Annotated in this window: 26 protein-coding genes; 20 read left to right on the forward strand and 6 right to left on the reverse strand. The window is 68.1% G+C overall.

Features of this window, described 5'->3' with window-relative positions; translation table 11 throughout:
• The first annotated feature begins 31 nt into the window (after positions 1-31).
• A complete protein-coding gene (locus tag HWX25_RS06940) occupies positions 32-820 on the forward strand; it encodes a type II secretion system protein N (protein WP_059814582.1) in 789 nt (262 codons plus the stop codon).
• A 29-nt stretch (positions 821-849) separates the two neighbouring features.
• On the opposite strand, the gene HWX25_RS06945 is transcribed toward HWX25_RS06940, so the two are convergent.
• Both HWX25_RS06945 and HWX25_RS06950 read right to left on the reverse strand, forming a co-directional pair.
• Positions 850-2400 carry an efflux transporter outer membrane subunit gene (locus HWX25_RS06945; RefSeq protein WP_175907839.1) on the reverse strand — a complete coding sequence of 517 codons (1551 nt, stop codon included), beginning with the start codon at positions 2398-2400 and terminating at the stop codon, positions 850-852.
• Positions 2401-2675: 275 nt separating this feature from the next.
• Positions 2676-2960, reverse strand: a complete 285-nt coding sequence (locus HWX25_RS06950) for a multidrug ABC transporter ATPase (RefSeq protein WP_175907841.1) — start codon at positions 2958-2960, stop codon at positions 2676-2678.
• A gap of 176 nt (positions 2961-3136) precedes the next feature.
• Between HWX25_RS06950 and HWX25_RS06955 the strand changes: the two genes are divergently transcribed.
• Positions 3137-3625, forward strand: a complete 489-nt coding sequence (locus HWX25_RS06955; RefSeq protein WP_059531315.1) for a MarR family transcriptional regulator — start codon at positions 3137-3139, stop codon at positions 3623-3625.
• A 174-nt stretch (positions 3626-3799) separates the two neighbouring features.
• Entirely contained in the window at positions 3800-5362 is a 1563-nt protein-coding gene (locus HWX25_RS06960; protein ID WP_059814597.1) for a DHA2 family efflux MFS transporter permease subunit, read from the forward strand.
• A 57-nt stretch (positions 5363-5419) separates the two neighbouring features.
• Here HWX25_RS06960 and HWX25_RS06965 read toward each other — a convergent pair whose 3' ends face one another.
• On the reverse strand, positions 5420-6346 hold the full coding sequence (locus tag HWX25_RS06965) for a LysR family transcriptional regulator (protein WP_059531322.1): 927 nt from the start codon (positions 6344-6346) through the stop codon (positions 5420-5422).
• 140 nt (positions 6347-6486) lie between these two features.
• On the opposite strand from HWX25_RS06965, the gene HWX25_RS06970 reads away from it, so the two are divergent.
• The 17 genes from HWX25_RS06970 (at position 6487) to HWX25_RS07050 (ending at position 24257) form a co-directional block, all read left to right on the forward strand.
• Positions 6487-6963, forward strand: coding sequence for a CidA/LrgA family protein (locus tag HWX25_RS06970; RefSeq protein ID WP_059814600.1), 477 nt, complete (start codon positions 6487-6489; stop codon positions 6961-6963).
• 13 nt (positions 6964-6976) lie between these two features.
• Positions 6977-7699, forward strand: coding sequence for an LrgB family protein (locus HWX25_RS06975; RefSeq protein WP_059531328.1), 723 nt, complete (start codon positions 6977-6979; stop codon positions 7697-7699).
• Positions 7700-7878: 179 nt separating this feature from the next.
• Positions 7879-8415 carry a flagellar basal body-associated protein FliL gene (gene fliL / locus HWX25_RS06980; RefSeq protein ID WP_059531331.1) on the forward strand — a complete coding sequence of 179 codons (537 nt, stop codon included), beginning with the start codon at positions 7879-7881 and terminating at the stop codon, positions 8413-8415.
• Between the two features lie 22 nt (positions 8416-8437).
• Positions 8438-9436, forward strand: a complete 999-nt coding sequence (gene fliM, locus HWX25_RS06985) for a flagellar motor switch protein FliM (protein WP_059531334.1) — start codon at positions 8438-8440, stop codon at positions 9434-9436.
• Positions 9429-9920: a flagellar motor switch protein FliN gene (fliN, locus tag HWX25_RS06990; RefSeq protein WP_059531336.1), complete on the forward strand. Its 492-nt coding sequence runs from the start codon at positions 9429-9431 to the stop codon at positions 9918-9920. The genes fliM and fliN overlap by 8 nt, the downstream gene beginning before the upstream one ends.
• Positions 9917-10486 carry a flagellar biosynthetic protein FliO gene (gene fliO / locus HWX25_RS06995; protein WP_175907843.1) on the forward strand — a complete coding sequence of 190 codons (570 nt, stop codon included), beginning with the start codon at positions 9917-9919 and terminating at the stop codon, positions 10484-10486. The genes fliN and fliO overlap by 4 nt, the downstream gene beginning before the upstream one ends.
• Positions 10487-10522: 36 nt before the next feature.
• Positions 10523-11284, forward strand: a complete 762-nt coding sequence (gene fliP / locus HWX25_RS07000; RefSeq protein WP_059465943.1) for a flagellar type III secretion system pore protein FliP — start codon at positions 10523-10525, stop codon at positions 11282-11284.
• Positions 11285-11300: 16 nt separating this feature from the next.
• A complete protein-coding gene (fliQ, locus tag HWX25_RS07005; protein WP_006750427.1) occupies positions 11301-11573 on the forward strand; it encodes a flagellar biosynthesis protein FliQ in 273 nt (90 codons plus the stop codon).
• A gap of 28 nt (positions 11574-11601) precedes the next feature.
• Positions 11602-12384 (forward strand): flagellar biosynthetic protein FliR, encoded by a 783-nt coding sequence (gene fliR, locus HWX25_RS07010; protein WP_175907845.1) that lies wholly within the window; start codon positions 11602-11604, stop codon positions 12382-12384.
• Positions 12385-12527: 143 nt separating this feature from the next.
• A complete protein-coding gene (locus tag HWX25_RS07015; RefSeq protein ID WP_059690698.1) occupies positions 12528-13532 on the forward strand; it encodes an ABC transporter substrate-binding protein in 1005 nt (334 codons plus the stop codon).
• A 121-nt stretch (positions 13533-13653) separates the two neighbouring features.
• A complete protein-coding gene (locus HWX25_RS07020; RefSeq protein WP_059531344.1) occupies positions 13654-14451 on the forward strand; it encodes an ABC transporter ATP-binding protein in 798 nt (265 codons plus the stop codon).
• A 24-nt stretch (positions 14452-14475) separates the two neighbouring features.
• On the forward strand, positions 14476-15333 hold the full coding sequence (locus HWX25_RS07025; protein WP_107938093.1) for an ABC transporter permease: 858 nt from the start codon (positions 14476-14478) through the stop codon (positions 15331-15333).
• Between the two features lie 73 nt (positions 15334-15406).
• Positions 15407-16774, forward strand: a complete 1368-nt coding sequence (locus tag HWX25_RS07030) for a sensor histidine kinase (RefSeq protein WP_175907847.1) — start codon at positions 15407-15409, stop codon at positions 16772-16774.
• A 12-nt stretch (positions 16775-16786) separates the two neighbouring features.
• Complete coding sequence (locus HWX25_RS07035; RefSeq protein WP_059531350.1) at positions 16787-17464, forward strand: response regulator; 678 nt, start codon at positions 16787-16789, stop codon at positions 17462-17464.
• Positions 17465-17736: 272 nt separating this feature from the next.
• The gene (locus tag HWX25_RS07040; protein WP_059814617.1) at positions 17737-18867 is read left to right on the forward strand and encodes a porin; all 1131 of its coding nucleotides are present in this window, start codon (positions 17737-17739) and stop codon (positions 18865-18867) included.
• A gap of 348 nt (positions 18868-19215) precedes the next feature.
• Positions 19216-21222, forward strand: a complete 2007-nt coding sequence (locus HWX25_RS07045; RefSeq protein ID WP_175907850.1) for a site-specific DNA-methyltransferase — start codon at positions 19216-19218, stop codon at positions 21220-21222.
• Positions 21222-24257, forward strand: coding sequence for a DEAD/DEAH box helicase family protein (locus HWX25_RS07050; RefSeq protein WP_175907852.1), 3036 nt, complete (start codon positions 21222-21224; stop codon positions 24255-24257). Before HWX25_RS07045 ends, HWX25_RS07050 begins: the two co-directional genes overlap by 1 nt.
• Positions 24258-24484: 227 nt before the next feature.
• Here the strand turns inward: HWX25_RS07050 and HWX25_RS07055 are convergent, their stop codons facing one another.
• The 3 genes from HWX25_RS07055 to HWX25_RS07065 form a co-directional block, all read right to left on the reverse strand.
• Positions 24485-24859 (reverse strand): hypothetical protein, encoded by a 375-nt coding sequence (locus HWX25_RS07055; RefSeq protein WP_175907854.1) that lies wholly within the window; start codon positions 24857-24859, stop codon positions 24485-24487.
• A gap of 224 nt (positions 24860-25083) precedes the next feature.
• Positions 25084-25338 (reverse strand): hypothetical protein, encoded by a 255-nt coding sequence (locus HWX25_RS07060; RefSeq protein WP_059531365.1) that lies wholly within the window; start codon positions 25336-25338, stop codon positions 25084-25086.
• 56 nt (positions 25339-25394) lie between these two features.
• Positions 25395-25697 (reverse strand): hypothetical protein, encoded by a 303-nt coding sequence (locus HWX25_RS07065; protein WP_059531368.1) that lies wholly within the window; start codon positions 25695-25697, stop codon positions 25395-25397.
• Positions 25698-25868 lie beyond the last annotated feature (171 nt).

The raw sequence follows: 25868 nt of genomic DNA on the forward strand, positions 1-25868 counted from the left end.
CGCAGTGGATGAAACAAGCGACGGTCGGCCGATGAGGCCAGGGATTCGGCGGCTCGTCGCCGCATTGCCGTGGGTGGTGGCGGGCGGGCTCGCGACGGCGCTGACGCTCGTCGCGCTCGCGCCGGCCGCCTGGATCGCCCCGCAGTTCGCGCGCGCGACCGGCGGGCACGTCAACCTCGTCGATCCGGACGGATCGCTGTGGCACGGCTCGGGCACGCTGATGCTCGCGCCCGGCGCGGACCAGAGCGCAGCGACGCTGCTGCCGGGCCGGGTCGAATGGACCACGGGCTTCTGGCCGCTCCTGACCGGGCGCGTGCAGATGCGCATGCGGCAGACCGAGGCGATGCCCGACGCCGTCACGCTCGACGCGACGTGGCGCGGCGCGGTGCTGTCGGCGGGCTCGATGGCCGTGCCCGCGTCGCTGCTCGCCGGGCTCGGCACGCCGTTCAACACGCTCGACCTGCAGGGTGACGTGCGGCTTGGCTGGACCGACTGGCGGATGATCGGCAACAACGCGTTCGGCCAGTTGACGGTGACGATCGATTCGATGAGTTCGCGCGTGTCGCGCGTGAAGCCGCTCGGGTCGTACCGGGCAGTGCTACAGGCGAAGGGGGCGGACGCCGATCTCGACCTGTCGACGACGCAGGGCCCGCTGTTCCTCGACGGGCACGGCAGCTTCGGCCCCGGTCAGGGTTCGTTTCGCGGCACCGCGCACGCGGCGCCCGAGCAGCAGGCGAATCTCGCCGGGCTGCTGAACTTGCTCGGCCATCCGATCGGCAACAACCAGGTGTCGCTGATCTTCGGCGACGCGACGCGCTGACGCGCCCGGCGCGCTCGCCTTTTCCCGTCTTACTTCTGCGCGAGCGGTGCGGCAGCCGACGGCGCCGCCGCACCGGATGCCGGCACCGGCGCTGGCACCGGCGCCGCCACGTCGCCCGTTTCGCGCGCCATGTCCGATGCATCCCAGCCGCCGCCGAGCGCCTTTACGAGCCCGACCGACGACACCATCCGCTGCCCGCCGATCGTCGCGAGCTTTTGCTGCGCGGTGAACGCGGTGGTCTGCGCGGTCAGCACGTTCAGGTAGGCGACCGTGCCGGCCTTGTACTGGTTCGTGACGATCGCGAGCGCGTGCTCGGCGCTGTCGACGGCCTGCCGCTGCACGTCGACTTCCTGCGCGAGGATGCGCTGCGACGCGAGGTTGTCCTCGACGTCCTGGAACGCGGTGAGCACCGCGAGGCGGTACGCGGCGACGTCCTGGTCGTAGGTCGCGCGCGCGGCATCGGTCTGCGCGGCGCGCAGGCCGGCGTCGAACAACGTCGCCGCGAGCTGCGGGCCGACCGTCCAGAACCGCGCGGGCAGCGTGAACAGCTGCGACCACACCGAGCTCTGGAAACCGCCCGTGGCCGACAGCGTGAGCGTCGGGAAGAACGCGGCAATCGCGACGCCGATCTGCTCGTTCGCGGCCGCCGCGCGGCGCTCGGCCGCCGCGATGTCGGGCCGGCGCTCGAGCAGCGCGGACGGCACGTCGACCGGCGTGATCGGCGGCTCCGCCGCGAGCGGATTCGGCGGCAGCGAGAACGTCGAGGCCGGTTCGCCGATCAGCGTCGCGATCGCGTGCTCGTACTGCGCGCGCGCGACGCCGTTTTCGATCGCCGCGGCCTGCGCGCTCTGCAGCTGCGTCTGCGCCTGGATCACGTCCGCGCGCGCGGCGACGCCCTGCGCGTACTGGTTCTGCGTGAGCTTCAGCGATTCGCCGTACGACTTCACGGTGTCGTCGAGCAGCTTCTGCAGCGCATCGGACGTGCGCAGCTGGAAGTAGGTCTGCGCGAGCAGCGCCTGCTGCGACAGCCGCGCGTTCGCGAGATCGGCCGCGGCGGCCGCCTCGCCGGCGCGCTGCGCGCTGACGCTGCGGCTCACCTTGCCCCACAGGTCGGGCTCCCAGCTCGCATCGAGACCGACGCTGTAGCTGTTGCCGATCGACGAACTGCTGCCGAAGCCCGACGTGCTCGACGTCGACGCGCGCCCGGTGCGGGAGCGCGAGCCCGACGCGGTCAGCCCGACGGTCGGGAAGTACGCGGCACGCGCTTCGGCGACGAGCGCGCGGGCTTGCCGGTACGCGGCGGCCGATTGCGCGATGGTCTGGTTCGATGCGTTGAGCTTGCCGATCAGCGCGTCGAGCTGCGGATCGTTGTAGACGGTCCACCACGGGCCGCGGTCGGCCCGGTCGGCGGGCTGCGCGACCTTCCAGCCGGCCGGCGCTTCCTTGAAGGCGGCGGGGATCGACGTGTCGGGCCGGTGATAGTCGGGCCCGACGGCGCAGCCGGCGAGCAGCACGGCCGTCGCAACGGCGACGGCGGCGCTCAGCGGGCGAAGGGCGCGCGGGAGGGGGGCGTACGGCATCGTGGTATTCCTGTCTGGGCGCGATGGCCGGCGAGCGGCGTCGCGCGATGCGGTCGTTGTGCCGCTGGCGGACAAATGGTAACTGACGGCGGGAAAGCTGCGCAGCCCTAAGGGTACGGTGCGCGGCGGCACGAATGTGTTACCGGCTCGGCCGGCCGGTTTACCGGTCATTACGGATCGCTTGCGCACGGAGCGGGCAACGAATGCGGCGCGGACGGCGCCGGGCCGCGGGGATGCGGCCGGCGTTCAGTCCGGATGGCGGGGGTGGCGCGGGGTCAGTGGCAGTGCACGGGCGCCGGGACGGGATCGGCGGCGGACCGCCATGTCGACGGCTCCGTTGCCGCCGGCTGGCTCGTGCGGCGGGCGGTGTGCTTCGCGTTGCGCTGCCGGCGGTGATCGAACCATGCGAACCCGAGTGCCGCGAGCGATCCGCCCGGTACCACCAGCATCGTCACGTACAGCGCGATCTTCCAGCCGCGGTGCGGCCCGGAGAACACATGATGAGCGGTATCGGTCAGGTTGCGGCGCAGCGCGCCGGCGGCATTTTTCAGGAACAGCATCGCGAACATCCTCGGGGTGCCCGGCAGCGCGGGCGAAGCGGTCAGAACATCGTCTCCGGCAGTGCAACATGCACGTCGTAACTGGTTGCCTGAAATAATATTGACTAAGCAATTAATTTTCAAGATACTGGGCGCGTTTTGACCTGAAACGCACTATTGCTGCGCGCGCAATTCGCATGAACGGCGGCCTCTACGATCCCGACACCATCGCACTGGAAACGAGCCTCGGTTATTACCTGACCAAGGCCCGGCAGGCGCTCGTCGAGCGAATGGACCGCGCGCTCGAGCCGTACGACCTCACCGCGCAGCAGATCGGCGTGATCCTGCTGTTGTCGCGCGGCTATGCGCGCACGCCGTTCGAGCTGTCGCGCAAGATGTCGTACGACAGTGGATCGATGACCCGGATGCTCGACCGTCTCGAGCGCAAGGGCCTGATCGCACGCTCGCGCAGCGAACAGGACCGCCGGGTGATCGAGCTGACGCTGACCGAACGCGGCGCCGAAGCGGCCCGCGCGCTGCCGTCGCTGATCGCGACCGCGCTGAACGCGCAGCTTGCCGGCTTCTCGGCCGACGAGCTCGCGCTGCTCACCGGCCTGCTGCAGCGGTTCATCGCCAACGGGCCCGGCGACACCGGCTGCCCGAAGCCCGACGAACCGGATTGTTGAGCACGGAGGCCCGATGTTTAGGTTAAGCAGTCGCTTATTTCTCTGTCTGGGCAGAAGATGACAAGGCACGCGCTCCGTCTCTCCCCTCACCCGTTCCCACCAGCCGGGCCGCGCGATATCGTGCGCCCGTGCGCTGTGCCGGCGCGTCGCGCGCGCCGCGTCTAGGAGATTCCGATGTCCGCCACCACGGCATCCGCCGCGCCCCGTCCCGCCGAACCCGCGCCGCTGACCGGCGGCGCGCTCGCGCTCCTCACCGTCGGGCTCGCGCTCGGCACCTTCATGGAAGTGCTCGACACGTCGATCGCGAACGTCGCGGTGCCGACCATCTCGGGCAGCCTCGGCGTCGCGACGAGCGAAGGCACGTGGGTGATCTCGTCGTATTCGGTCGCGTCCGCGATCGCGGTGCCGCTGACCGGCTGGCTCGCGCGACGGGTCGGCGAAGTGCGCCTGTTCACGCTGTCGGTGCTCGCGTTCACGATCGCGTCGGCGCTGTGCGGCCTCGCGGAGAACTTCGAGACGCTGATTGCGTTCCGGCTGCTGCAGGGCCTCGTGTCGGGGCCGATGGTGCCGCTGTCGCAGACGATCCTGATGCGCAGCTATCCGCCCGCGAAGCGCGGGCTCGCGCTCGGGCTATGGGCGATGACGGTGATCGTCGCGCCGATCTTCGGCCCGTTGCTGGGCGGCTGGATCAGCGACAACTACACGTGGCCGTGGATCTTCTACATCAACCTGCCGATCGGGATCTTTTCGGCGGCCTGCGCGTACTTCCTGCTGCGCGGCCGCGAGACGAAGACGACGAAGCAGCGGATCGACGCGGTCGGCCTCGCGCTGCTCGTGATCGGCGTGTCGTGCCTGCAGATGATGCTCGACCTCGGCAAGGACCGCGACTGGTTCAACTCGACCTTCATCGTCGCGCTCGCGCTGATCGCGGTCGTGTCGCTGGCGTTCATGCTCGTGTGGGAGGCGACCGAGAAGGAACCGGTGGTCGATCTGTCGCTGTTCAAGGACCGCAACTTCGCCCTCGGCGCGATGATCATCTCGTTCGGCTTCATGGCTTTTTTCGGCTCGGTCGTGATCTTCCCGCTGTGGCTGCAGACGGTGATGGGCTACACGGCCGGCAAGGCCGGCCTCGCGACCGCGCCGGTCGGGCTGCTCGCGCTCGTGTTGTCGCCGCTGATCGGCCGCAACATGCACCGGCTCGACTTGCGGATGGTCGCGAGCTTCGCGTTCATCGTGTTCGCCGGCGTGTCGATCTGGAACTCGACGTTCACGCTCGACGTGCCGTTCAACCACGTGATCCTGCCGCGGCTCGTGCAGGGGATCGGCGTCGCGTGCTTCTTCGTGCCGATGACGACGATCACGCTGTCGAGCATCTCCGACGAGCGGCTCGCGAGCGCGTCGGGGCTGTCGAACTTCCTGCGCACGCTGTCCGGCGCGATCGGCACCGCGGCCAGCTCGACGTTCTGGGAGAACGACGCGATCTACCACCACGCGCGGCTGTCGGAATCGGTGAGCGTCTATGCGCAGAGCACGACCGACTACCAGGGCGCGCTCGCACAGCTCGGCATCGTCGGGCAGACGGCCAACGCGCAGCTCAACCAGCTCGTCACGCAGCAAGGCTTCATGATGGCGACCAACGACTTCTTTCACCTGTCGGCGGGCGTGTTCATCGCGCTCGCGGCGCTCGTGTGGATCACGAAGCCGAAGAAGGGCGCAGGGCCGGCGATGGGGCACTGAACGCGCGGCGGGCCGCGCCGGCGCCGGCCCGCTCCTCTTCCATCCCGGCGGTGGGTCTCACTCCCGCGCCAGCAATCCGCCGAAGGCCAGATCGTCGCCCGACGCGATCGGCAGCGTCGCCCGCGCGACCTCGAGCCATGCACGCGCCGCGTGCGACAGGTAACCCTTCTTCAGCCAGCCGAGCGCGATCGCCCACGTGATTTCCGGCTCGACGATCGGCCGGCACGTGAACTGCCGCGCGTCGAGCCGCCGGCAGTACGGCTCCGGCAACAGCGCGATACCGACGCCCGCGTGCACGAGGGCCGCCATGAAATCCCAGTGTCCGCTGCGGCTCACGATCGACGGCGTGAAGCCGGCCTGCCGGCACGCGTCGAGCACCGCGTCGTGCAGCGCGAGGCTCTCCGCGTAGAACACGAACGACTCGCGCGCGAGATCGGCGAGCGGCACGGCCTTGTGGTCCTCCCAGCGCGACTCGCGCGGCGCGACGAGCCACAGCGGCGCGCGCACCATCGGCAACCGCTCGAACGTGGCGGGATCGACCGGCTCCAGCAGCCCGCCGAGCTCGAGCTCGCCCGACATCAGCGCGGCCTCGATCATCCGCGCGCCCTGCTCGAACAGCTTCAGCTCGATGTTCGGATAGCGTTGCTTGTACGCGGCGATGATCGGCGTGAACAGCGACCCGCCGAGCGGCGGAATGCCGATCGTCAGCTCGCCGCGCCCGAGCGTGCCGAGATCCTTCAGCTCCGACTGCAGCTGCGCCTGCGCGGCGAGCACGTCCTGGCCGCGCTGGAACACGATCCGCCCCGCGTCGGTCAGCACCATCTGCCGGCCGTCGCGCAGCAGCAGCGGCGAGCCGATCTCGTCCTCGAGCGCCTTCACCATCTTGCTGATGGTCGGCTGCGTGACGAACAGCCGGTCGGCGGCCGCCGTGAAACTCTGCTGACGGACCACCTCGACGAAGTACCGCAGCGCGCGCAATTCCATCGATCACTCCCCAGGTTGGTGCAGCGAACACAAACTGAATTCCGAATTGGAATGATAAGGATAGAGACAAGTCATTTTATTTATGGTTAGGGGAAACCCTATACTCACACCATCGACGAAATATCTGTATGGAGCCCGCCATGACCCAGCCGACCGCCACTGCCGCCGCCCGCCCCGCCGCTTCGGGCAACGTTGCGCGTACGGGCCGGATCGTGCTTCAGGCCGCCGCGCTCGGCGTGCTGTGGATGGCCGTCGACTGGACGGTACGCGCGGTCGGGCTGCCGGTGCCGTCCGGCGTGATCGGCCTCGCGGTGCTGCTCGCGCTGCTGTTTTCAGGCCGCGTCGCGCCCGCGTGGGTCAAGGACGGCGCGAACTGGCTGCTGTCCGACATGCTGCTGTTCTTCGTGCCGGCCGCCGTCGCGGCCGTCCAGTACGGCGGGCTCTTCCGCGAGGACGGCTGGCGTATCGCGCTGGTCATGCTCGCCGGCACCGCCTTCGTGATGGTCGCGGTGGCGGTGGCGGTCGATCTCGCCGCGAAGCTCGAACGCCGCCTCGCCGCGCAGCGCGTGTTCGCCGAGCGCCGCCGCGCGCGCCTCGCCACCGTGTCCGCCCACTGAGCCGGAGCCTGGAATGCCCGCGCTGCTGTCGAACCTGTCCGCCGACCAAGTGAATACCGCGATCTCCGTCGGCTGCTTCGTGCTGACGGTCGTCCTGTATTTTGTGTCGAAGCGGCTTTACGCGTACAGGAAGACGCTGCTGTTCTCACCGCTCGTGTTCGTGCCCGGCGTGCTGGTGCTGCTGGTCCTGCTGACCGGCATCCCGTATTCGGTCTATTTCCGCGACACGCGCTGGCTGATGTGGCTGCTCGGCCCGGCGACGATCGCGTTCGCGGTGCCGATCTACGAGTACCGCGACCTGATCCGCCGCCACTGGCTGTCGCTGTCGGTCGGCGTCGCGGTCGGGATCGGCGCGGGCGTGTGCGGGTCGCTGCTGCTCGCGAAGCTGCTGCACCTGTCGCCCGAGCTGCAGCGCTCGCTGATGACGCGCTCGGTCTCGACCCCGTTCGCGCTGGCCGTATCCGACAAGATCCATGCACCGAAGGACCTCACCGCCCTCTTCGTGATCGCGACCGGCATCTGCGGGATGCTGCTCGGCGAAATCGTGCTGGCGCTGGTGCCGATGCGCACGCGGCTCGCGCGCGGCGCGCTGTTCGGCGCGGCCGCCCACGGCGTGGGCACCGCGAAGGCGCGCGAGATCGGCAGCGAGGAAGGCGTCGTGTCGAGCCTCACGATGATGATCGCCGGCGTCGCGATGGTGCTGATCGCGCCGCTCTTGTCGCTGTTGCCGATCTGACGCCGCGCGGGCGGGCGCCGCCGCCAGCCCGCTCCGCCTCGCTGCCCCGGCGCCCGCCGGCCGCGCCTCGCCCCGCCGTTCCCGCCCTGCATCGAGCCGACACCCGCCCGACAATCGGCTGAGATAGCCGCAATTCCCCCCTCTTTTCCGCCCATCGGGCTCGGCCCGGATGCCGAACAATGCATGCTACGAGACATCACGCACGCATTCACATGGCCTCCACGACTGCAAACCCGACCGCCGACAAGCCGGCTTCGTCCGGCAAGTTCAAGCGCATCGCGCTCATCGCCGTCATCGCGCTGGGCGCGGCCGCCGCCGCCGCGGGCGGCATGTACGTGTTCCTGAGCAAGGCAGGCGTCGGCCATGCGAGCGCGCCCGCCGAACCCGCGCCGCTTGCCGCGCCGGTGTTCTTCCCGCTCGACCCGTTGACCGTGAACCTGCAGTCGGACGACGGCGTGCAGCACTACCTGCGCGTCGGCCTGTCGCTGAAGCTCACCGACCCGAAGGCGCAGGAGCAGCTGACCGCGCGCATGCCGGAGATCCGCAGCCGGATCCTGCTCGCGCTGTCGAACAAGCATCCCGAGGATCTCGCGACGCCGGACGGCAAGCGTTCGCTCGCGACGGAACTGCGGGAGCTGATCGAACAGCCGACGCAGCCGGGCAACCAGCGCGCGAAGGTCGACGACGTGCTGTTCACCGAATTCGTCGTCCAATAACGCGGCCGGACAAGGAGCGCGCATGGGCCACCAGGAGTTCATGTCCCAGGAGGAGGTCGACGCCCTCCTCAAGGGCGTCACGGGCGAAACCGATTCAGTCGACGAGCAGCGCGACACGTCGGGCGTCCGCCCCTACAACATCGCGACGCAGGAGCGGATCGTCCGCGGCCGGATGCCCGGCCTCGAGATCATCAACGACCGCTTCGCGCGCCTCTTGCGGATCGGCATCTTCAACTTCATGCGGCGCACGGCGGAAATCTCCGTGAGCCAGGTGAAGGTGCAGAAGTACAGCGAGTTCACCCGCAACCTGCCGATCCCGACGAACCTGAACCTGGTGCACGTGAAGCCGCTGCGCGGCACGTCGCTGTTCGTGTTCGACCCGAACCTCGTGTTCTTCGTCGTCGACAACCTGTTCGGCGGCGACGGGCGCTTTCACACGCGCGTCGAGGGCCGCGACTTCACGGCCACCGAGCAGCGGATCATCGGCAAGCTGCTGAACCTGGTGTTCGAGCACTACACGACCGCGTGGAAGAGCGTGCGGCCGCTGCAGTTCGAATTCGTGCGCTCGGAGATGCATACGCAGTTCGCGAACGTCGCGACGCCGAACGAGATCGTGATCGTCACGCAGTTCTCGATCGAGTTCGGGCCGACGGGCGGCACGCTGCACATCTGCATGCCGTACTCGATGGTCGAGCCGATCCGCGACGTGCTCGCGTCGCCGATCCAGGGCGAGGCGCTCGAGGTCGACCGCCGCTGGGTGCGCGTGCTGTCGCAGCAGGTGCAGTCGGCCGAGGTCGAGTTGAGCGCGAATCTCGCCGAGATCCCGTCGACTTTCGAGAAGATCCTGAACCTGCGTGCGGGCGACGTGCTGCCGCTGGAGATCGAGGACACGATCACCGCGAAGGTCGACGGCGTGCCGGTGATGGAATGCGGCTACGGCATTTTCAATGGTCAATATGCGTTGCGCGTGCAGAAGATGATCAGCGCGGGCGACACGATGAAGGAAGGTGGATATGAGTGAGCTGAACCCGACGCCCGAACTCGACCCGCAGGCGCTCGCCGACGCGGCGCTCGCGGAATCGGCCGCGGCCGTGCCGGCGGCACCCGCCGCGGCGGAAGAAGAGTCGAGCCTGGATGACTGGGCCGCCGCGCTGGCCGAGCAGAACCAGCAGCCGGTGCAGGCGGGCGCGACCGGCGCCGGCGTGTTCCAGCCGCTGTCGAAGGCCGCCGCCAGCTCGACGCACAACGACATCGAGATGATTCTCGACATCCCGGTCAAGATGACCGTGGAGCTCGGCCGCACGAAGATCGCGATCCGCAACCTGCTGCAGCTCGCGCAGGGTTCGGTCGTCGAACTCGACGGCCTCGCCGGCGAGCCGATGGACGTGCTCGTGAACGGCTGCCTGATCGCGCAGGGCGAGGTCGTGGTCGTCAACGACAAGTTCGGCATCCGGCTGACCGACATCATCACGCCGGCCGAACGCATCCGGAAGCTGAATCGGTGAACGTCGTGAAGTCCGGCCGCGGCGCGTGCCTTTTGCCGAGCGTGGCGGCACTGGCCATCGCCGCGTCGTTCGTCTGCGCGCCGGCCGGCGCCGCCGACATGAACGCGGTGAACAACGCCGGCGCCATCGCGTCGAGCGTGACGGTCGGCTCGGCCGTGCCGTCGCTCGGCGTCGGCGCGGTGCTGCAGACGCTCGTCGGGCTCGCGGTCGTGATCGGCCTCGTGTTCGGCTGCGCGTGGCTCGCGCGCCGCTTCGGGTTCCAGCCCGCGCGGCGCGGCGGCCCGCTGAAGGTCGTGTCGAGCGTCGGGCTCGGCGCGAAGGAAAGCGCGACGATCGTCGAGATCGGCGATACCTGGCTCGTGCTCGGCGTCGCGCCGGGCAACGTGCGGCTGCTGCATACGCTGCCGGCCGGCTCGGCGGCGGTCACGACGGCGCCGGCTTCGGCCGACGCCCCCGCCGGGGCCGCATCGGACGAACGCGGCCAGCCCGGCACGTTCGGCGCGCGATTTCGCGACGCGCTCGCGGGCGAAGCCGCGAAGCGCTTCGGGCGCGGCAAGGACCGCTGACATGGCGTCGCGCCCTCTTTCCGTATTCGCATCTCGATGAAACACGAATTCCTGCGTCACGCGGCGCGCTTCGCGCCCGTGCTGATCCTCGGCCTAGCCCCCGCGCTCGCGTGCGCGCAGGCGGCCGGCCTGCCCGCGTTCAACACCAGCCCGGGCCCGAACGGCGGCACCACCTATTCGCTGAGCGTGCAGACGATGCTGCTGCTCACGATGCTGTCGTTTCTGCCGGCGATGCTGCTGATGATGACGAGCTTCACGCGCATCATCATCGTGCTGTCGCTGCTGCGACAGGCGCTCGGCACCGCGACGACGCCCCCGAACCAGGTGCTGGTCGGCCTGGCGATGTTCCTCACCTTCTTCGTGATGTCGCCGGTGCTCGACCGCGCGTACGCAGACGGCTACAAGCCGTTCTCCGACGGCGCGATGCCGATGGAGCAGGCCGTGCAGCGCGGCGTCGCGCCGTTCAAGAGCTTCATGCTGAAGCAGACCCGCGAGACCGATCTCGCGCTGTTCGCGAAGATCTCGAAGGCCGCGCCGATGCAGGGCCCGGAAGACGTGCCGCTGTCGCTGCTGGTCCCCGCGTTTGTCACGAGCGAGCTGAAGACCGGTTTCCAGATCGGCTTCACGATCTTCATCCCGTTCCTGATCATCGACATGGTCGTCGCGAGCGTGCTGATGTCGATGGGGATGATGATGGTGTCGCCGTCCACCGTGTCGCTGCCGTTCAAGCTGATGCTGTTCGTGCTCGTCGACGGCTGGCAGCTGCTGATCGGCTCGCTCGCGCAGAGCTTCACGTAAGCGGAGGACGCGCGCGATGACGCCCGAACAAGTGATGACGCTGGCGCACCAGGCGATGATGGTCGGCCTGCTGCTGGCCGCCCCGCTGCTGCTGGTCGCGCTCGCGGTCGGCCTCGTCGTGAGCCTGTTCCAGGCCGCGACGCAGATCAACGAATCGACGCTGTCGTTCATCCCGAAGCTGCTCGCGGTGGCCGCGACGCTCGTGATCGCCGGCCCGTGGATGCTGACGACGATGCTCGACTACCTGCGGCAGACGCTGCTGCACGTCGCGACGCTCGGCGCCGGCTGAGCGGCACGCCAGGCTCCGTACCGCCGCGATGTTCTCGGTTACCTACGCGCAGCTCAACGGCTGGCTGACGGCTTTCCTGTGGCCGTTCGTGCGGATGCTCGCGCTCGTCGCGACGGCGCCCGTGGTCGGCCACGCGGCGGTGCCCGTGCGCGTGAAGATCGGCATCGCCGCGTTCATGGCGCTGGTCGTCGCGCCGACGCTCGGCGCGATGCCGGCCGTCACCGTGTTCTCGGCGCAGGGCATCTGGATCGTCGTCACGCAGTTTCTGATCGGCGTGGCGATGGGCTTCACGATGCAGATCGTGTTCGCGGCCGTCGAGGCGGCCGGCGACTTCATCGGCTTGTCGATGGGGCTCGGTTTCGCGACCTTCTTCGACCCGCATTCGAACGGCGCGACGCCGGCGATGGGCCGTTTCCTGAACGCGATCGCGATGCTCGCGTTCCTTGCCGTGGATGGCCACCTGCAGGTATTCGCGGCGCTGGCCGCGTCGTTCCAGTCGCTGCCGGTGTCGGCCGACCTGCTGCACGCGCCCGGCTGGCGCACGCTCGCCGCGTTCGGCGCGACCGTGTTCGAGATGGGGCTGCTGCTCGCGCTGCCGGTGGTCGCGGCGCTGCTGATCGCGAACCTCGCGCTCGGGATCCTGAACCGCGCGGCGCCGCAGATCGGCATCTTCCAGATCGGCTTTCCGGTGACGATGCTGGTCGGGCTGTTGCTCGTGCAACTGATGATCCCGAACCTCGTGCCGTTCGTGGCGCACCTGTTCGACATGGGGCTGGATGCGATGGGGCGGGTGCTGGTGGGGTGGCGGTAGGCCGCTTGAGCCCCCGATTGCTGGAAAACCCCTAAAGGAATCGCCGGACCGCGAAAGGTAGCGGAAGGTTTCGTCTCCCTATACTCGTCAGGACGATGCAGCAAGCATCGCGCCAAACGAATACAACGAAGGAGACGACCCCGATGCGACCCATCCTGCGCACCCTCGCCGTTGCAGCCAGCCTGAGCTGCGCGCTCGCCGCTCACCCCGCCTTCGCCGACGACGGCGGCAAGGTCACGATCATGGTCGGCGGGATCGCCAAGCTGATCTACCTGCCCGCGCGGCTCACGCAGGAGCTCGGCTACTTCAAGGCGGAAGGGCTCGACGTCGAACTGCTGTCGCAGCCGGCCGGCGTCGATGCCGAGAACGAGCTGCTGGCGGGCGCCGTGCAGGGCGTCGTCGGCTTCTACGACCACACGATCGACCTGCAGAGCAAAGGCAAGGAAGTGAAGGCGATCGCCGTGTTCGGCCAGGTGCCGGGCGAGGTCGAGATGGTGTCGACCAAGGCCGCCCCCACCTTCAAGTCGATGGCCGACGCGAAAGGCAAGACGCTCGGCGTGACGGGCCTCGGCTCGTCGACGAGCTTCCTCACGCAATATCTCGCGCTGCAGCACGGGGTGACGTCGACGCAGTACACGATGCTGCCGGTCGGCGCCGACGCGAGCTTCATCGCCGCGATCAAGCAGGGTCGCATCGACGCCGGCATGACGACCGAGCCGACGGTGTCCGCCCTCGAGAAGATGGGCGACGCGAAGGTGCTGGTCGACCTGCGCACGCTGGAAGGCACGCGCGCCGCGCTCGGCGGCACCTATCCGGCCGCGAGCCTGTACGTGCAGTCGGCGTGGGCCGATTCGCACAAGGCCGAAGCGACCAAGCTCGCGCACGCGTTCGCGAAGACGATGCAGTTCATCCACACGCACAGCGCGGAGGAAATCGCCGCGAAGATGCCGGCCGACTACCAGAAGGACAAGGCGCTGTACGTGTCCGCGCTGAAGGCATCGCTGCCGATGTACACGGCCGACGCGAAGATGCCGGCCGACGGCCCGGCGACGGTGCTGAAGGTGCTGTCGGCGTTCAACCCGTCGGTGAAGGGCAAGCACATCGACCTGGCGCGCACCTACACCAACGATTTCGTGAACGCGAAGTAATCGAGAGCGATACAGGCGCCGGCGGCGGCGATCCCGCCGCCGCGCGTTCCCCGTTCCGGCCCGGTTGACCGGCCCGGCGTCGCCACGATGCGGCGCCCTCCTCACCCGCAGGACGAATGCGATGAATCAGGCAGTTTCCCCGAGCACACCGGCGATCGAGTTTCGCAATGTGTCGTGCCGCTTCATTTCGCCGGAAGGCAAGGCCACCGTCGCGCTGCGCGACTTCAGCATGAACGTCGCGCGCGGCGAGTTCATCGCGATCGTCGGGCCGACCGGCTGCGGCAAGTCGACCACGCTGAACCTCATCACCGGCCTGCTCAAGCCGGCGTCGGGCGAGGTGCGCGTGATGGGCCGCCCGGTCGACGGGATCGACCCGCGCATCGGCTTCGTGTTCCAGGCCGACGCGGTATTCCCGTGGCGCAACGTGATCGACAACGTCGCGGCGGGCCCGCTGTTTCGCGGCCGCTCAAAGGACGTCGCGTACGCGCAGGCCGAGGAATGGATCCGCAAGGTCGGCCTCGACAAGTTCACGAAGCACTACCCGCATCAGCTCTCCGGCGGGATGCGCAAGCGCGTCGCGCTCGCGCAGACCTTCATCAACCAGCCGGAAATCCTGCTGATGGACGAGCCGTTCTCGGCACTCGACATGCAGACGCGCACGCTGATGCAGGACGAACTGCTGCAGTTGTGGTCCGCGAACAAGGGCTCGGTCGTGTTCGTCACGCACGACCTCGAGGAGGCGATCGCGCTCGCCGACCGCGTGTTCGTGCTGACCGCACGCCCCGCGACGCTCAAGCGCGTGTACGAGATCGACCTGCCGCGCCCGCGCGTCACGTCGGAGATTCGCTACGACACGCGCTTCATCGAAATTTCCAAGGACATCTGGCACGACCTGCGCGAAGAAGTGCAGATCGGCTGACAGCAGCAAGGACAGGACAGGAGCATGACCGACATGACGCTTCCCCCCACCGCCATTCCGGCAACGTCGCTCGAGGACGAGTCGCGCGCCGCTCAAACCCGGCTGCGCCGCCGCCGGCAACTGATCATCGGCCTGCGGATCGCCGTGCTCGTCGTCGTGCTGGGCGGCTGGGAACTCGCCGCGCGGCTCAAGTGGATCGATTCGTTCTTCTTCTCGCAGCCGACGCTGATCTTCGCGCAGATCCAGGACTGGTTCGTCAACGGCACGTCGCAGGGGCCGCTGCTCACGCAGGTCTGGGTGACGCTCGAGGAAACCACGATCGGCTTCCTGATCGGCTCGGTCGCCGGCGTGATCTGCGGGATCGTGCTCGGCCGCAACAAGCTGATGGCCGACGTGTTCGGCCTGTACATCCAGATCGCGAACTCGATCCCGCGCGTCGTGCTGGGCTCGGTGTTCGTGATCGCGCTCGGCCTCGGGATGGCATCGAAGATCGCGCTGGCCGTCGTGATGGTGTTCTTCGTCGTGTTCGGCAACGCGTTCCAGGGCGTGCGCGAAGCCGACCGCTACCTGATCGCGAACGCGCAGATCCTCGGCGCGTCGCGCCGGCAGATCACCACGTCGGTCGTGATCCCGTCCGCGCTCTCGTGGATTCTCGCGAGCCTGCACGTGAGCTTCGGCTTCGCGCTGGTCGGTGCGGTCGTCGGCGAATTCCTGGGTTCCAAGCAGGGCATCGGCCTGCTAATCTCCACCGCCCAGGGCGCGTTCAACGCGAGCGGCGTGTTCGCGGCGATGATCGTGCTGGCCGTGGTCGCGCTGGCCGCCGACTATCTGCTGACCTGGCTCGAGAAGCGCCTGCTCAAGTGGCGCCCCGCCGCGTTCTGAGCAGCGCACGCATCGGATCACACGCCCGAACCGCGCCGGTTGCCCCGGCGCGGTTCGGCATTGAGGAGAAGGAATGGCGCACAGCCTGCGCGGGCGGCTCTTGTGGTGGCTGCTGCTGCCGCTCGCGGTGTTCGTGCTGATCGCGGGCGCGATGTCGTACGACACCGCGCGGACCACGGCCGGGCTCGTGCAGGACAGCGCGCTCGTCGCGTCCGCGCGCACGATCGGCGAGGACGTCGAATGGCGCGACGGCTATCTCGCGGCCGACGTGCCGCCCGCCGCGCTGGAGATCTTCGAGTCGCCGTCGGCCGATTCGGTCTACTACAAGGTGATCGACAGCCGCGAGCGGCTGCTCGCCGGCAATCCGGCGCTCGCCCTGCCCGAACGGCACGGCATCGAGCCGACGCTGTACGACATGGCACTCGACGACGTGCCGCTGCGCGCGGTGGTCTACGACCGCCAGCTGTACAACGAGGGCAAGATCGAGACGGTCACGGTGGTCGTCGCGAAAACGACGCGCTCGCACGATGCGATGGTCGCGACGATCTGGCGTCCGCAGCTCGTGCGCCTGTCGCTGATGCTGGTGCTCGCGGTCGTGCTGGTCTATCTCGGCCTCACGCTCGAGCTGCGCCCGCTGATGAAGCTGAAGGACGACGTCGCCGACCGCGGGCCAATGGAGCTGGAGCCGATTCGCCCGGAGCGGCTGCAGCACGAGCTGCGGCCGATCGTCGACGCGATCAACCAGTGCATCGCGCGGCTCAATACGCACACGGCCACGCAGCGCCGCTTCATCGCCGACGCCGCGCACCAGTTGCGCACGCCGATCGCCGTGCTCGATACGCAGATCCAGTATGCGCGGCAGCGCGAGCACAACGATGAGGAACTCGCGTCGGTGCTCGACAGCATGCAGCGCAGCAGCCGCAAGATGGCCGACGTGACCGACAAGCTGCTGCTGCTCGCGCACGCGGAAGCGACGCCGTCGACGCTGCTCACGCATCGCGTCGATCTCGCCGCCGTCGTATCGAGCGTGCTGGAGGAAACGATCGTGCTCGCGCAGCAGCGCGACATCGACCTCGGCGCCGATCTCGGCGAACGGCTCGACGTCGCGGGCAGCGACAGCCTGCTGACCGCGCTGGTGATGAACCTCGTCGACAACGCGGTGCGCTATACGCAACCGGGCGGTTGCGTGACGGTCGCCGCGCGGCGCGACGGCGACGCCGTCGTGCTCGACGTGGTCGACAACGGCCCCGGCATTCCGGCCGAAGCGCGGCCGCACGTGTTCAAGCGGTTCTACCGCGTGTCGGCCGACACCGAAGGCTCGGGCCTGGGTCTCGCGATCGTCCGCGAGATCGCGCAGGCGCACGGCGGCAGCGCGTCGCTCGCGCCGGGGCCCGGCAATCGCGGTATCGTCGTGACCGTGCGGCTGCCCGCATACGCCTGAAGAGAAGTCGCCATGAAACTCCTGCTGGTCGAAGACAACGCCGAACTCGCGCACTGGATCGTGAACCTGCTGCGCGGCGAGGATTTCGCGGTCGACTGCGTCGGCGACGGCGAACGCGCGGACACGGTACTGAAAACCGAACGCTACGACGCGGTGCTGCTCGACATGCGGCTGCCGGGCATCAGCGGCAAGGAAGTGCTCGCGCGATTGCGGCGCCGCAACGACAACGTGCCGGTGCTGATGCTGACCGCGCACGGCTCGGTCGACGACAAGGTCGACTGCTTCGGCGCGGGCGCCGACGACTACGTGGTCAAGCCGTTCGAATCGCGCGAACTGGTCGCGCGGATCCGCGCGCTGATCCGCCGGCAGGCCGGTGTGGGCACGACACAGCTCGTATGCGGCGATCTCGTCTATGCATTCGGCACGCGCGAATTCCGTTGCGGCGACGCGGTGCTCGCGCTGCGCCGCCGCGAGCATGCGATTCTCGAAACGCTGATGCTGCAGCAAAACAAGACGGTGTCGAAGGCGCGGCTGATGGACAGCGTGTTCGCCCTCGACGACGAACCGAGCGCGGATGCGATCGACATCTATATCCACCGGCTGCGCAAGCATCTCGCGGGCAGCACGGCCGAGATCATCACGCTGCGCGGGCTCGGCTACATCCTGCGCGAGAAGAACGCGCAGGACTGACGGCCCCGCCTCCGGCGTCGATTCGTAGCACGTAACGTGTCGGCAGCCCGCGGGCGGCCTGCCGGGCTCGCGTCCGCCCGCCTGCCCGATTCGCGATTATTGCGCGTTCGGTGTTTTCACCGATCCGATTCTTTCCTCCGGGAAAGCGGCGTGAAGGATTCCACCCTCTACGATGCTACATGTCGGCCCCCTCGCTGTGGCCGGCAACAGCTGGCATACATTACGTACTGCCAACAAACAGATTTCAATGCGGCAGCTCGGAGGAGACGATCTTGAAACGAAAAACCCTTGCCCTTTCCATCGCGGCGGCAGGCCTGTGCGCCGGCACCCAGGCGCACGCGCAGTCGAGCGTGCAGCTCTATGGCCTGATGGACCTGAGCTTTCCGACCTACCGGACCCACGCCGACGCGAACGGCAATCATGTGATCGGCATGGGCAACGAAGGCGAACCGTGGTTCAGCGGCAGCCGCTGGGGCCTGCGAGGCGCCGAGGACATCGGCGGCGGCACGAAGATCATCTTCCGCCTCGAAAGCGAATTCGTGGTCGCGAACGGCCAGATGGAAGACGAAGGCCAGATCTTCGACCGCGACGCATGGGTTGGCGTCGAGGACGAGCGCTTCGGCAAGCTGACGGCCGGCTTCCAGAATACGATCGCGCGCGACGCATCGGCGATCTACGGCGACGCGTACGGTTCCGCGAAGCTCACGACCGAGGAAGGCGGCTGGACCAACTCGAACAACTTCAAGCAGATGATCTTCTACGCGGCTGGCCCGACCGGCACGCGCTACAACAACGGCCTCGCGTGGAAGAAGCTGTTCAGCAACGGCATCTTCGCGAGCGCCGGCTACCAGTTCAGCAACTCGACCTCGTTTGCGACCGGCTCCGCATACCAGGTCGCGCTCGGCTACAACGGCGGGCCGTTCGCCGTGTCGGGCTTCTACAACCACGTGAACCACAACGGCTTCAGGAACCAGACGTTCTCGGTCGGCGGCGACTATTCGTTCAGTATCGTGCGCCTGAATGCCGGCTACTTCCGCTACAACGGCGACCAGGGCTCGCTCGGCCAGCGCCATGACGATTCGTGGACCGTGTCGATGAAGATCGCGCCGAAGGGCGCGCTCGATTACGAGCTCGGCTACCAGCAGATGCGCGTCAAGAACGCCGCGTACAACGCCGACGGCTTCACGCCGAACGCGAACCTCGGCGCGTTCAGCCTGACCAACGGCGTCGGCAACGGCTTCAAGGAGACGATCTACGGGTCGGTGTTCTACCACCTGAGCAAGCGCACCGAGGTGTATCTGGCCGGCGACTACATGAAGCTGCATGGCGGCTACACGGTGTCGTCGACGTTCGGCGCGAAGAACCAGCTCGAACTGACCTCGGGCATCCGCACGCGCTTCTGACCCCGCGGCCGGGGCGCGCCGCGCCCCGCCGTGCCCTTCGTTCGGGATTCTCCATGCGGGCACGCCGGCGCATTGCGCCGACCGTGCCCTTTTTTTCGTCGTTTTCGGCCCGTGCGGGGCCCCCGTGACACGCCGGTCGGCCGGCGCCGCGACAACCGGCCCGAAGCCGCTTGCGGCCCGTGGGACGGGCGATCGCGGTCGATGCACGCACGATCGCCTCACATCGGTGCTTGACCTGCGCCGACCGACTCGCTAGCGTTTCGGGTTTGCCCGGGTGGCCATTGCCGCCGGTGCCGTGAGTGCGCCCGACGTCCTGGCGCACGCGGCCGGGCTCCGATGGAAAAAACGATGCAGAAACTCGATGCGGCGAGCCCGCAGGCGATGTCGACGGATTTCACCGCCGACAACGTCGCGCGCCTGAAGGCGCTGTTCCCCGAACTCGTGACCGAAGGCCCGGACGGCGCGTCGGTCGACGTCGACGTGCTGAAGGCGCTGGTCGGCGAGCGCACCGTCGGCGACGCCGACGAGCGCTACGGCTTCCACTGGCACGGCAAGCGCAGCGCGCGCCAGGCCGCGCTCACGCCGTCGACGGGCACGCTGCGTCCGTGCCCCGGCGACAGCGTCGCGTGGGACGACACGCGCCATCTCGTGATCGAGGGCGACAACCTCGACGTGATGAAGCTGCTGCACAAGAGCTACGCGGGCAAGGTGAAGCTCGTCTACATCGACCCGCCGTACAACACCGGCAGCGATTTCGTCTATCCGGACGACTTCAGCGACAGCATCCGCCACTACCTGGCGATGACGGGCCAGACCGACGGCGGCATGAAGCGCAGCACCAACACCGAGGCGAACGGCCGGTTCCACACCGACTGGCTGAACATGATGTATCCGCGCCTGAAGCTCGCGCACGCGCTGCTGTCCGACGAAGGGCTGATCGCCGTGCACATCGACGAGCATGAAGTGCACGCGCTCGTGCTGATGCTGCGCGAGATCTTCGGCGAGGAGAACGAGCTCGGCGTCGCCGTGTGGGACAAGCGCAACCCGAAAGGCGATGCGCGCGGCGTCGCGTATCAGCACGAATCGCTGGTGCTGTTCGCGCGCAACGCAGAGACGCTGCTCGAGCAGGCGCCGCTGAAGCGCCCGAAGCGCAACGCGCAGCGCATGCTGGATGCCGCGCACGACGCGGTGTACCGCAGCGGCAACGCGAAGGACGCGCAAAAGGCATACCGCGCGTGGATGAAGGCGCAGACCAACCTGTCGGGCGGCGAGGTGATGTACGACCGGCTGTCGGCCGACGGGCGCGTGTACCGCCTCGTGTCGATGGCGTGGCCGAACAAGAAGAAGGCGCCGGAAGAGTATTTCACGCCGCTGATCCACCCGGTCACCGGCAAGCCGTGCGCGATGCCGGCGCGCGGCTGGCGCAACCCGCCCGCGACAATGCAGGCGCTGATCGAGCGCGGCCAGATCGAATTCGGTCCTGACGAAACCACGCAGCCGCAGCGGATCTACTACCTCGACGAGAACATGTACGAGAACGTGCCGTCGGTGCTGCCGTTCGCCGGCTCCGACGACGCGCTGCTGAAGACGCTCGGCATCCCGTTCGACCAGCCGAAGCCGGTCGATTTCGCGGCGGCCGTGATCGGCTGGTGCACGCGCGGCGACGACATCGTGCTCGACTGCTTCGCCGGCTCCGGCTCCACCGGCCACGCGGTGATGCAGGTGAACGCGACCGACGGCGGCGCGCGCCGCTACATCCTCGTGCAGCTGCCCGAGGCGCTCGACCGCCGCGACAAGACGCAACTGGCGGCCGCCGATTTCTGCGCGAAGCTGAAGAAGCCGCTGACGCTCGCGGAAATCACGAAGGAACGCCTGCGCCGCACCGCGCAGCAGGTCGCGCGCGATTATCCGGAAAGCTATGGCGATCTCGGTTTCCGCGTGTACCGGCTCGACACGACCAACGTGATCGAGTGGGATCCGCGCCGCGACGATTTCGACCACGCGCTCTTCGCATCCGTCGAGCACGTGAAGACGGGCCGCAGCGAGGACGACCTGCTCGCCGAGCTGACGCTCAAGCTAGGCCTCGACCTGTGCACGCCGGTCGAACATCACCAGATCGCGGGCAAGACCGTGCACCTGATCGGCCGCTCGATCGTCGCGTGTTTCGATGCGCGCATTTCGCGCGACGACGCGGGCCCGCTCGCCGACGGCATCGTCGAGCTGCTCGACGCGACCGGCGCGACGCGCGACGTCACGTGCCTGTTCCGCGACAGCGGCTTCGTCGACGACGTCGCGAAGCTCAATCTCGCCGCGCTGCTCGAACAGCACGGCGTGAAGCGCGTGCGGAGCCTGTGATGCGGCTGCATTTCGAAGCGGATCTCGATTACCAGCGCGAGGCGATCGACGCCGTCTGCGACCTGTTTCGCGGCCAGGAATCGTATCGCGGCGACTTCAGCGTGCTCGCGAACGCCGCGCCCGGCACGACGGCCGCCGCGCAAGGCTCGCTCGGCTTCGCGGTGTCGGAGCAAGGCGTCGGCAACCGGCTGTCGCTGACCGACGACGCGCTCGCGCGCAATCTCGCCGACGTGCAGCTGCGCGGCGGGCTGCCGCCGTCCGGCTTGCCCGGCTCGCGCGACTTCACCGTCGAGATGGAGACCGGCACCGGCAAGACCTACGTGTATCTGCGCACGATCTTCGAGCTGAACCGCCGCTACGGCTTCACGAAGTTCGTGATCGTCGTGCCGTCGATCGCGATCAAGGAAGGCGTACACAAGACGCTCTCGATCACCGAGGACCATTTCCGCGCGCTGTACGCGGGCGTGCCGTACGACTATTTCCTGTACGACTCCGCGAAGCTCGGCCAGGTGCGCCACTTCGCGGCGAGCGCGGCGATCCAGATCATGGTGATGACGGTCGCCGCGATCAACAAGAAAGAGATCAACAACCTCTACAAGGACAGCGAGAAGACCGGCGGCGAGAAGCCGATCGACCTGATCCGCGCGACGCGGCCGATCGTGATCGTCGACGAGCCGCAAAGCGTCGACGGCGGGCTCGAGGGGCGCGGGCGCGAAGCGCTCGCCGCGATGGCGCCGCTCTGCACGCTGCGCTATTCGGCGACGCACGTCGACCGCCACCACATGGTGTACCGGCTCGACGCGGTCGACGCGTACGAGCGCAAGCTCGTCAAGCAGATCGAGATCGCGTCGGCGATCGTCGAGGATGCGCACAACAAGCCGTACGTGCGGCTCGTCGGCGTGTCGAACCGGCGCGGCGCGATCAGCGCGCGCATCGAGCTCGACGTCGCGACCGCGGCTGGCGTGAAGCGCCAGATCGTGTCGGCGACCGACGGCGACGATCTCGAACGCCTGACCAAGCGCGCGCTGTACGCGGGGCTGCGAATCGGCGAGGTGCATGCGGTGAAGGGTGCCGAATACGTCGAGCTGCGCCATCCGGAAGGCGAGGCGTTCCTGTCGCTCGGCGAGGCGTTCGGCGACATCGACACCCTCGCCGTGCAGCGCGAGATGATCCGCCGCACGATCCGCGAGCATCTCGACAAGGAATTGCGTCTGGCCGAGCGCGGCGTGAAGGTGCTGTCGCTGTTCTTCGTCGATTCGGTCGAGCGCTATCGCCGCTACGACGAAAACGGGATGCCCGTGAAGGGCGACTACGCGCTGATCTTCGAAGAGGAATATGCGCGCGCGGCGCGCGTGCCGGCCTACCGTGCGCTGTTCGACGGCGTCGACGTCGCGCTCGAAGTCGAGCGCGCACATAACGGCTACTTCTCGATCGACCGCAAGGGCGGCTGGACCGACACGAGCGAAAGCAGCGCCGCGGCGCGCGAGAACGCGGAGCGCGCGTACGGCCTCATCATGCGCGAGAAGGAAGCGCTGCTGTCGTTCGACACGCCGCTGAAGTTCATCTTCTCGCATTCGGCGCTGAAGGAAGGCTGGGACAACCCGAACGTGTTCCAGATCTGCACGCTGCGCGACATCCAGACCGAACGCGAGCGTCGCCAGACGCTCGGCCGCGGCCTGCGCCTCGCGGTCGACCAGGACGGCGAACGCGTGCGCGACCCGGGCGTGAACACGCTCACCGTGATCGCGACCGAGCGCTACGAGTCGTTCGCGGAGAACCTCCAGAAGGAAATCGAGGCCGATACGGGCATCCGTTTCGGGATCGTCGAGGAACACCAGTTCGCGGCGCTTCCGGTGCAGGAAGGCGACGGGCCCGCGCACGCGCTCGGCATCGAGCTGTCACGCGTGCTGTGGACGCATCTGCATGAGCAGGGCTACGTCGACGCACAGGGCAAGGTGCTCGACCGGCTCAAGGATGCGCTGCGCCAGAGCGCGCTCGTGCTGCCCGAGGCGTTCGAATCGCTGCGCGCGCCGATCGTCGCGACGCTGCGCAAGCTGTCGGGCCGCTTCGCGGTGCGCAATGCGGACGAGCGTCGCGCGATCGCGTTGCGGCGAGATGCATCGGGCAAAGCCGTCGTGTTCGGCGACGACTTCCGCGCGTTGTGGGACCGCATCCGCCATCGCACCGTGTACAGCGTCGAGTTCGACAACGCGAAGCTCGTGCGCGATTGCACGGCCGCGCTGCGCGACGCGCCGGACATCGCGCGCGCACGGCTGCAATGGCGCAAGGCCGAGATCGACATCGGCAAGGCCGGCATCGAAGCGATCGAGGTGGCGGGCGCCGGCACGGTGCTGATCGACGAAGGCGAGTTGCCGCTGCCCGACCTGCTCACCGAACTGCAGGACCGCACGCAGCTCACGCGCCGCTCGCTCGCGACGATCCTGGCCGACAGCGGCCGGCTCGACGATTTCCGCGTGAATCCGCAGCAGTTCATCGCGCTGGCCGCCGAGGCGATCAACCGCTGCAAGCGGCTCGCGCTGGTTGCGGGCATCGCGTACCGCAAGCTCGGCGAACGCCACGTGCATGCGCTCGAATCGTTCGAAAGCGAGGCGCTGACCGGCTATCTGCGCAATCTGCGGCCCGATGCGCGGAAGTCGATCCACGAGGCCGTCGTGTGCGAGACCGACGCGGAGCGTGCGTTCGCCGATGCGCTCGAAGCGCACGACGGCGTGAAGCTGTACGCGAAGCTGCCCGCATGGTTCCGCGTGCCGACGCCGCTCGGCAGCTATCACCCGGACTGGGCGGTGCTCGCGGAGCAGGACGGCGGCGAGCGGCTGTATTTCGTCGTTGATACGCCGAATGCCGACGGCGACGTGACGAGCGAGCACGAGCGCGCGAAGCTCGTGTGCGGCGAAGCGCATTTCCGTGCGCTGGTGGACGGCGGAGAGGCCGCGCGATTCGTGCGCGTCAGGCAGGCCGATGCGTTGTTCGAGCCGGTCGCAGCCGTCGCGCCGCTGGCGGGCGCGGGACGCTGAAACGAAGGGCGGCGACGAGCCGCCCTTTTTTTCGTTTCATCGATCCGGCCGCGATGAATCCGCTTGTCATACGGATGAAAGCGATTCGTATCCTCGCGGGTTCGCGCATGTGGTTACGGCTGGTTGCAAATCGGGGTCGATGCGATCGCGGTGCCCAGCACCTCCGTTTTCTCCCCGCCACGAAAAAGGGCGCCGAAGCGCCCTTTCTCCACATGCGTGCGCCGCAGTTACAGCGTGCGGCCGAATGCGTTGCGATGTGCGTGATGCGTGGATGTCGACGCATGCGCGGTATGGCCGTGCGTGTGCCCATGACCGTGACCCGGCTGCGTGCCTGCACGATCGGCGATCGTGTCGGAGCGGTCGGCTGCGCGCGCGAGGCCCTTATCGCGGTCGCCCGCGTGCACGCTGTTCGAGTTGCTCAGCGCTTCGCCGCTCATGTGGCCGGCGGACATGCCGCCCGCGTTGCCACCCATGCCGCCGGCACCGTGACCACCACCGTTGCCGCCACCACCGCCATTGCCGCCGGCCGCCGCATTCGCGGAAACGGCACCGAGTACGAGGAGTGCTGCAGCCAGTACGGACAGATATCGTTGCGTTTTCATTGTTTGCTCCCTGGAGCGTGTTCGAATGATTGCATTCTAGGAACACGCGGTTTCCGCGCGACTCGACGTTGTAAATGATCGTAACGGTGCGCAAGGTGCACATTCGTCAGATCAATGTGCGACATGCCGGTCGCGCGCGCGGACTGCGTGGCCGGCCGTCGTCGGACGAAGGGAGATGAAAGGCGGAAACGGCACCGTCGCGCCGTTTCCGCCGGTGAGCGCGCTTACTGCGCAGGCTGCACGCCCTGCGCGGCGGCCTTGCGCTGCGCCGCCACCTCCTGCTCGTGCTTCTTCGCCATGTGGTGGCCGACGATGCAGCCGCCGACCGCGCCGACCACGGCGTGATGTCCCGCGTAGTGGCCGGCGACGCCGCCCACCACCGCGCCCTTCATGCAGCCCGCCGCGTGCGCGCTGCCGATCGTTGCGAGCGCAACGACGGCGGCCGCCGCGCACGACCTGATGTGTCGAATGGGCATCATGCGATCACTCTCCTCTTGTCGTCGTGATCAGTATTCTCGTGAGCCGGTCGCCCGGTTCAGTTCCAGCGGCCGCGCCAGCCGTCGCCGTCACGCCAGGCGCGCTCGCGCCACTCGTGCTCGCGCCATTCACGGCGACGCCACTCGTGTTCACGCCATTGACGCGCACGCCAGTCGTCGTCGCGGTAACCCACCGGCGCGTACATCACCGGCGGAGGCGGCGCCACATAGACCGGCGCCGGCGCTTCATAAACGCCCGGCACACCGATCCCGACCGACAGGTCGACATGGGCCGATGCGACACCCGAAGCTGCCAGCGCCGCTACACCGAGAACTGCACCGAGGATAAGTTTCTTGCTCATTTCGCGACTCCCTGCACGTGTCGTGCGTCATGTGACTACGGTTCGGAGTCTAGGCACGGGGCGCCGACACAGGTGAAACCGGTCTGCGAGACCGGTAACGGACGTTTACGGGGAGGCGCAAAGCCTTGCAGGACAAGGGTGGCGCGCGATTCGACACGCCGTTGCGACGGC

This window comes from Burkholderia sp. BCC1640 (assembly GCF_902833125.1).
Taxonomy (GTDB): domain Bacteria; phylum Pseudomonadota; class Gammaproteobacteria; order Burkholderiales; family Burkholderiaceae; genus Burkholderia; species Burkholderia diffusa.

Excerpts from the sequence above, each read along its gene's own strand:
- HWX25_RS06940 (WP_059814582.1), top strand. The coding sequence starts at position 32 with ATGAGGCCAGGGATTCGGCGGCTCGTCGCCGCATTGCCGTGGGTGGTG.
- HWX25_RS06945 (WP_175907839.1), bottom strand. The coding sequence starts at position 2,400 with ATGCCGTACGCCCCCCTCCCGCGCGCCCTTCGCCCGCTGAGCGCCGCC.
- HWX25_RS06950 (WP_175907841.1), bottom strand. The coding sequence starts at position 2,960 with ATGCTGTTCCTGAAAAATGCCGCCGGCGCGCTGCGCCGCAACCTGACC.
- HWX25_RS06955 (WP_059531315.1), top strand. The coding sequence starts at position 3,137 with ATGAACGGCGGCCTCTACGATCCCGACACCATCGCACTGGAAACGAGC.
- HWX25_RS06960 (WP_059814597.1), top strand. The coding sequence starts at position 3,800 with ATGTCCGCCACCACGGCATCCGCCGCGCCCCGTCCCGCCGAACCCGCG.
- HWX25_RS06965 (WP_059531322.1), bottom strand. The coding sequence starts at position 6,346 with ATGGAATTGCGCGCGCTGCGGTACTTCGTCGAGGTGGTCCGTCAGCAG.
- HWX25_RS06970 (WP_059814600.1), top strand. The coding sequence starts at position 6,487 with ATGACCCAGCCGACCGCCACTGCCGCCGCCCGCCCCGCCGCTTCGGGC.
- HWX25_RS06975 (WP_059531328.1), top strand. The coding sequence starts at position 6,977 with ATGCCCGCGCTGCTGTCGAACCTGTCCGCCGACCAAGTGAATACCGCG.
- fliL (WP_059531331.1), top strand. The coding sequence starts at position 7,879 with ATGCATGCTACGAGACATCACGCACGCATTCACATGGCCTCCACGACT.
- fliM (WP_059531334.1), top strand. The coding sequence starts at position 8,438 with ATGGGCCACCAGGAGTTCATGTCCCAGGAGGAGGTCGACGCCCTCCTC.
- fliN (WP_059531336.1), top strand. The coding sequence starts at position 9,429 with ATGAGTGAGCTGAACCCGACGCCCGAACTCGACCCGCAGGCGCTCGCC.
- fliP (WP_059465943.1), top strand. The coding sequence starts at position 10,523 with ATGAAACACGAATTCCTGCGTCACGCGGCGCGCTTCGCGCCCGTGCTG.
- fliQ (WP_006750427.1), top strand. The coding sequence starts at position 11,301 with ATGACGCCCGAACAAGTGATGACGCTGGCGCACCAGGCGATGATGGTC.
- fliR (WP_175907845.1), top strand. The coding sequence starts at position 11,602 with ATGTTCTCGGTTACCTACGCGCAGCTCAACGGCTGGCTGACGGCTTTC.
- HWX25_RS07015 (WP_059690698.1), top strand. The coding sequence starts at position 12,528 with ATGCGACCCATCCTGCGCACCCTCGCCGTTGCAGCCAGCCTGAGCTGC.
- HWX25_RS07020 (WP_059531344.1), top strand. The coding sequence starts at position 13,654 with ATGAATCAGGCAGTTTCCCCGAGCACACCGGCGATCGAGTTTCGCAAT.
- HWX25_RS07025 (WP_107938093.1), top strand. The coding sequence starts at position 14,476 with ATGACCGACATGACGCTTCCCCCCACCGCCATTCCGGCAACGTCGCTC.
- HWX25_RS07030 (WP_175907847.1), top strand. The coding sequence starts at position 15,407 with ATGGCGCACAGCCTGCGCGGGCGGCTCTTGTGGTGGCTGCTGCTGCCG.
- HWX25_RS07035 (WP_059531350.1), top strand. The coding sequence starts at position 16,787 with ATGAAACTCCTGCTGGTCGAAGACAACGCCGAACTCGCGCACTGGATC.
- HWX25_RS07045 (WP_175907850.1), top strand. The coding sequence starts at position 19,216 with ATGCAGAAACTCGATGCGGCGAGCCCGCAGGCGATGTCGACGGATTTC.
- HWX25_RS07050 (WP_175907852.1), top strand. The coding sequence starts at position 21,222 with ATGCGGCTGCATTTCGAAGCGGATCTCGATTACCAGCGCGAGGCGATC.
- HWX25_RS07055 (WP_175907854.1), bottom strand. The coding sequence starts at position 24,859 with ATGAAAACGCAACGATATCTGTCCGTACTGGCTGCAGCACTCCTCGTA.
- HWX25_RS07060 (WP_059531365.1), bottom strand. The coding sequence starts at position 25,338 with ATGATGCCCATTCGACACATCAGGTCGTGCGCGGCGGCCGCCGTCGTT.
- HWX25_RS07065 (WP_059531368.1), bottom strand. The coding sequence starts at position 25,697 with ATGAGCAAGAAACTTATCCTCGGTGCAGTTCTCGGTGTAGCGGCGCTG.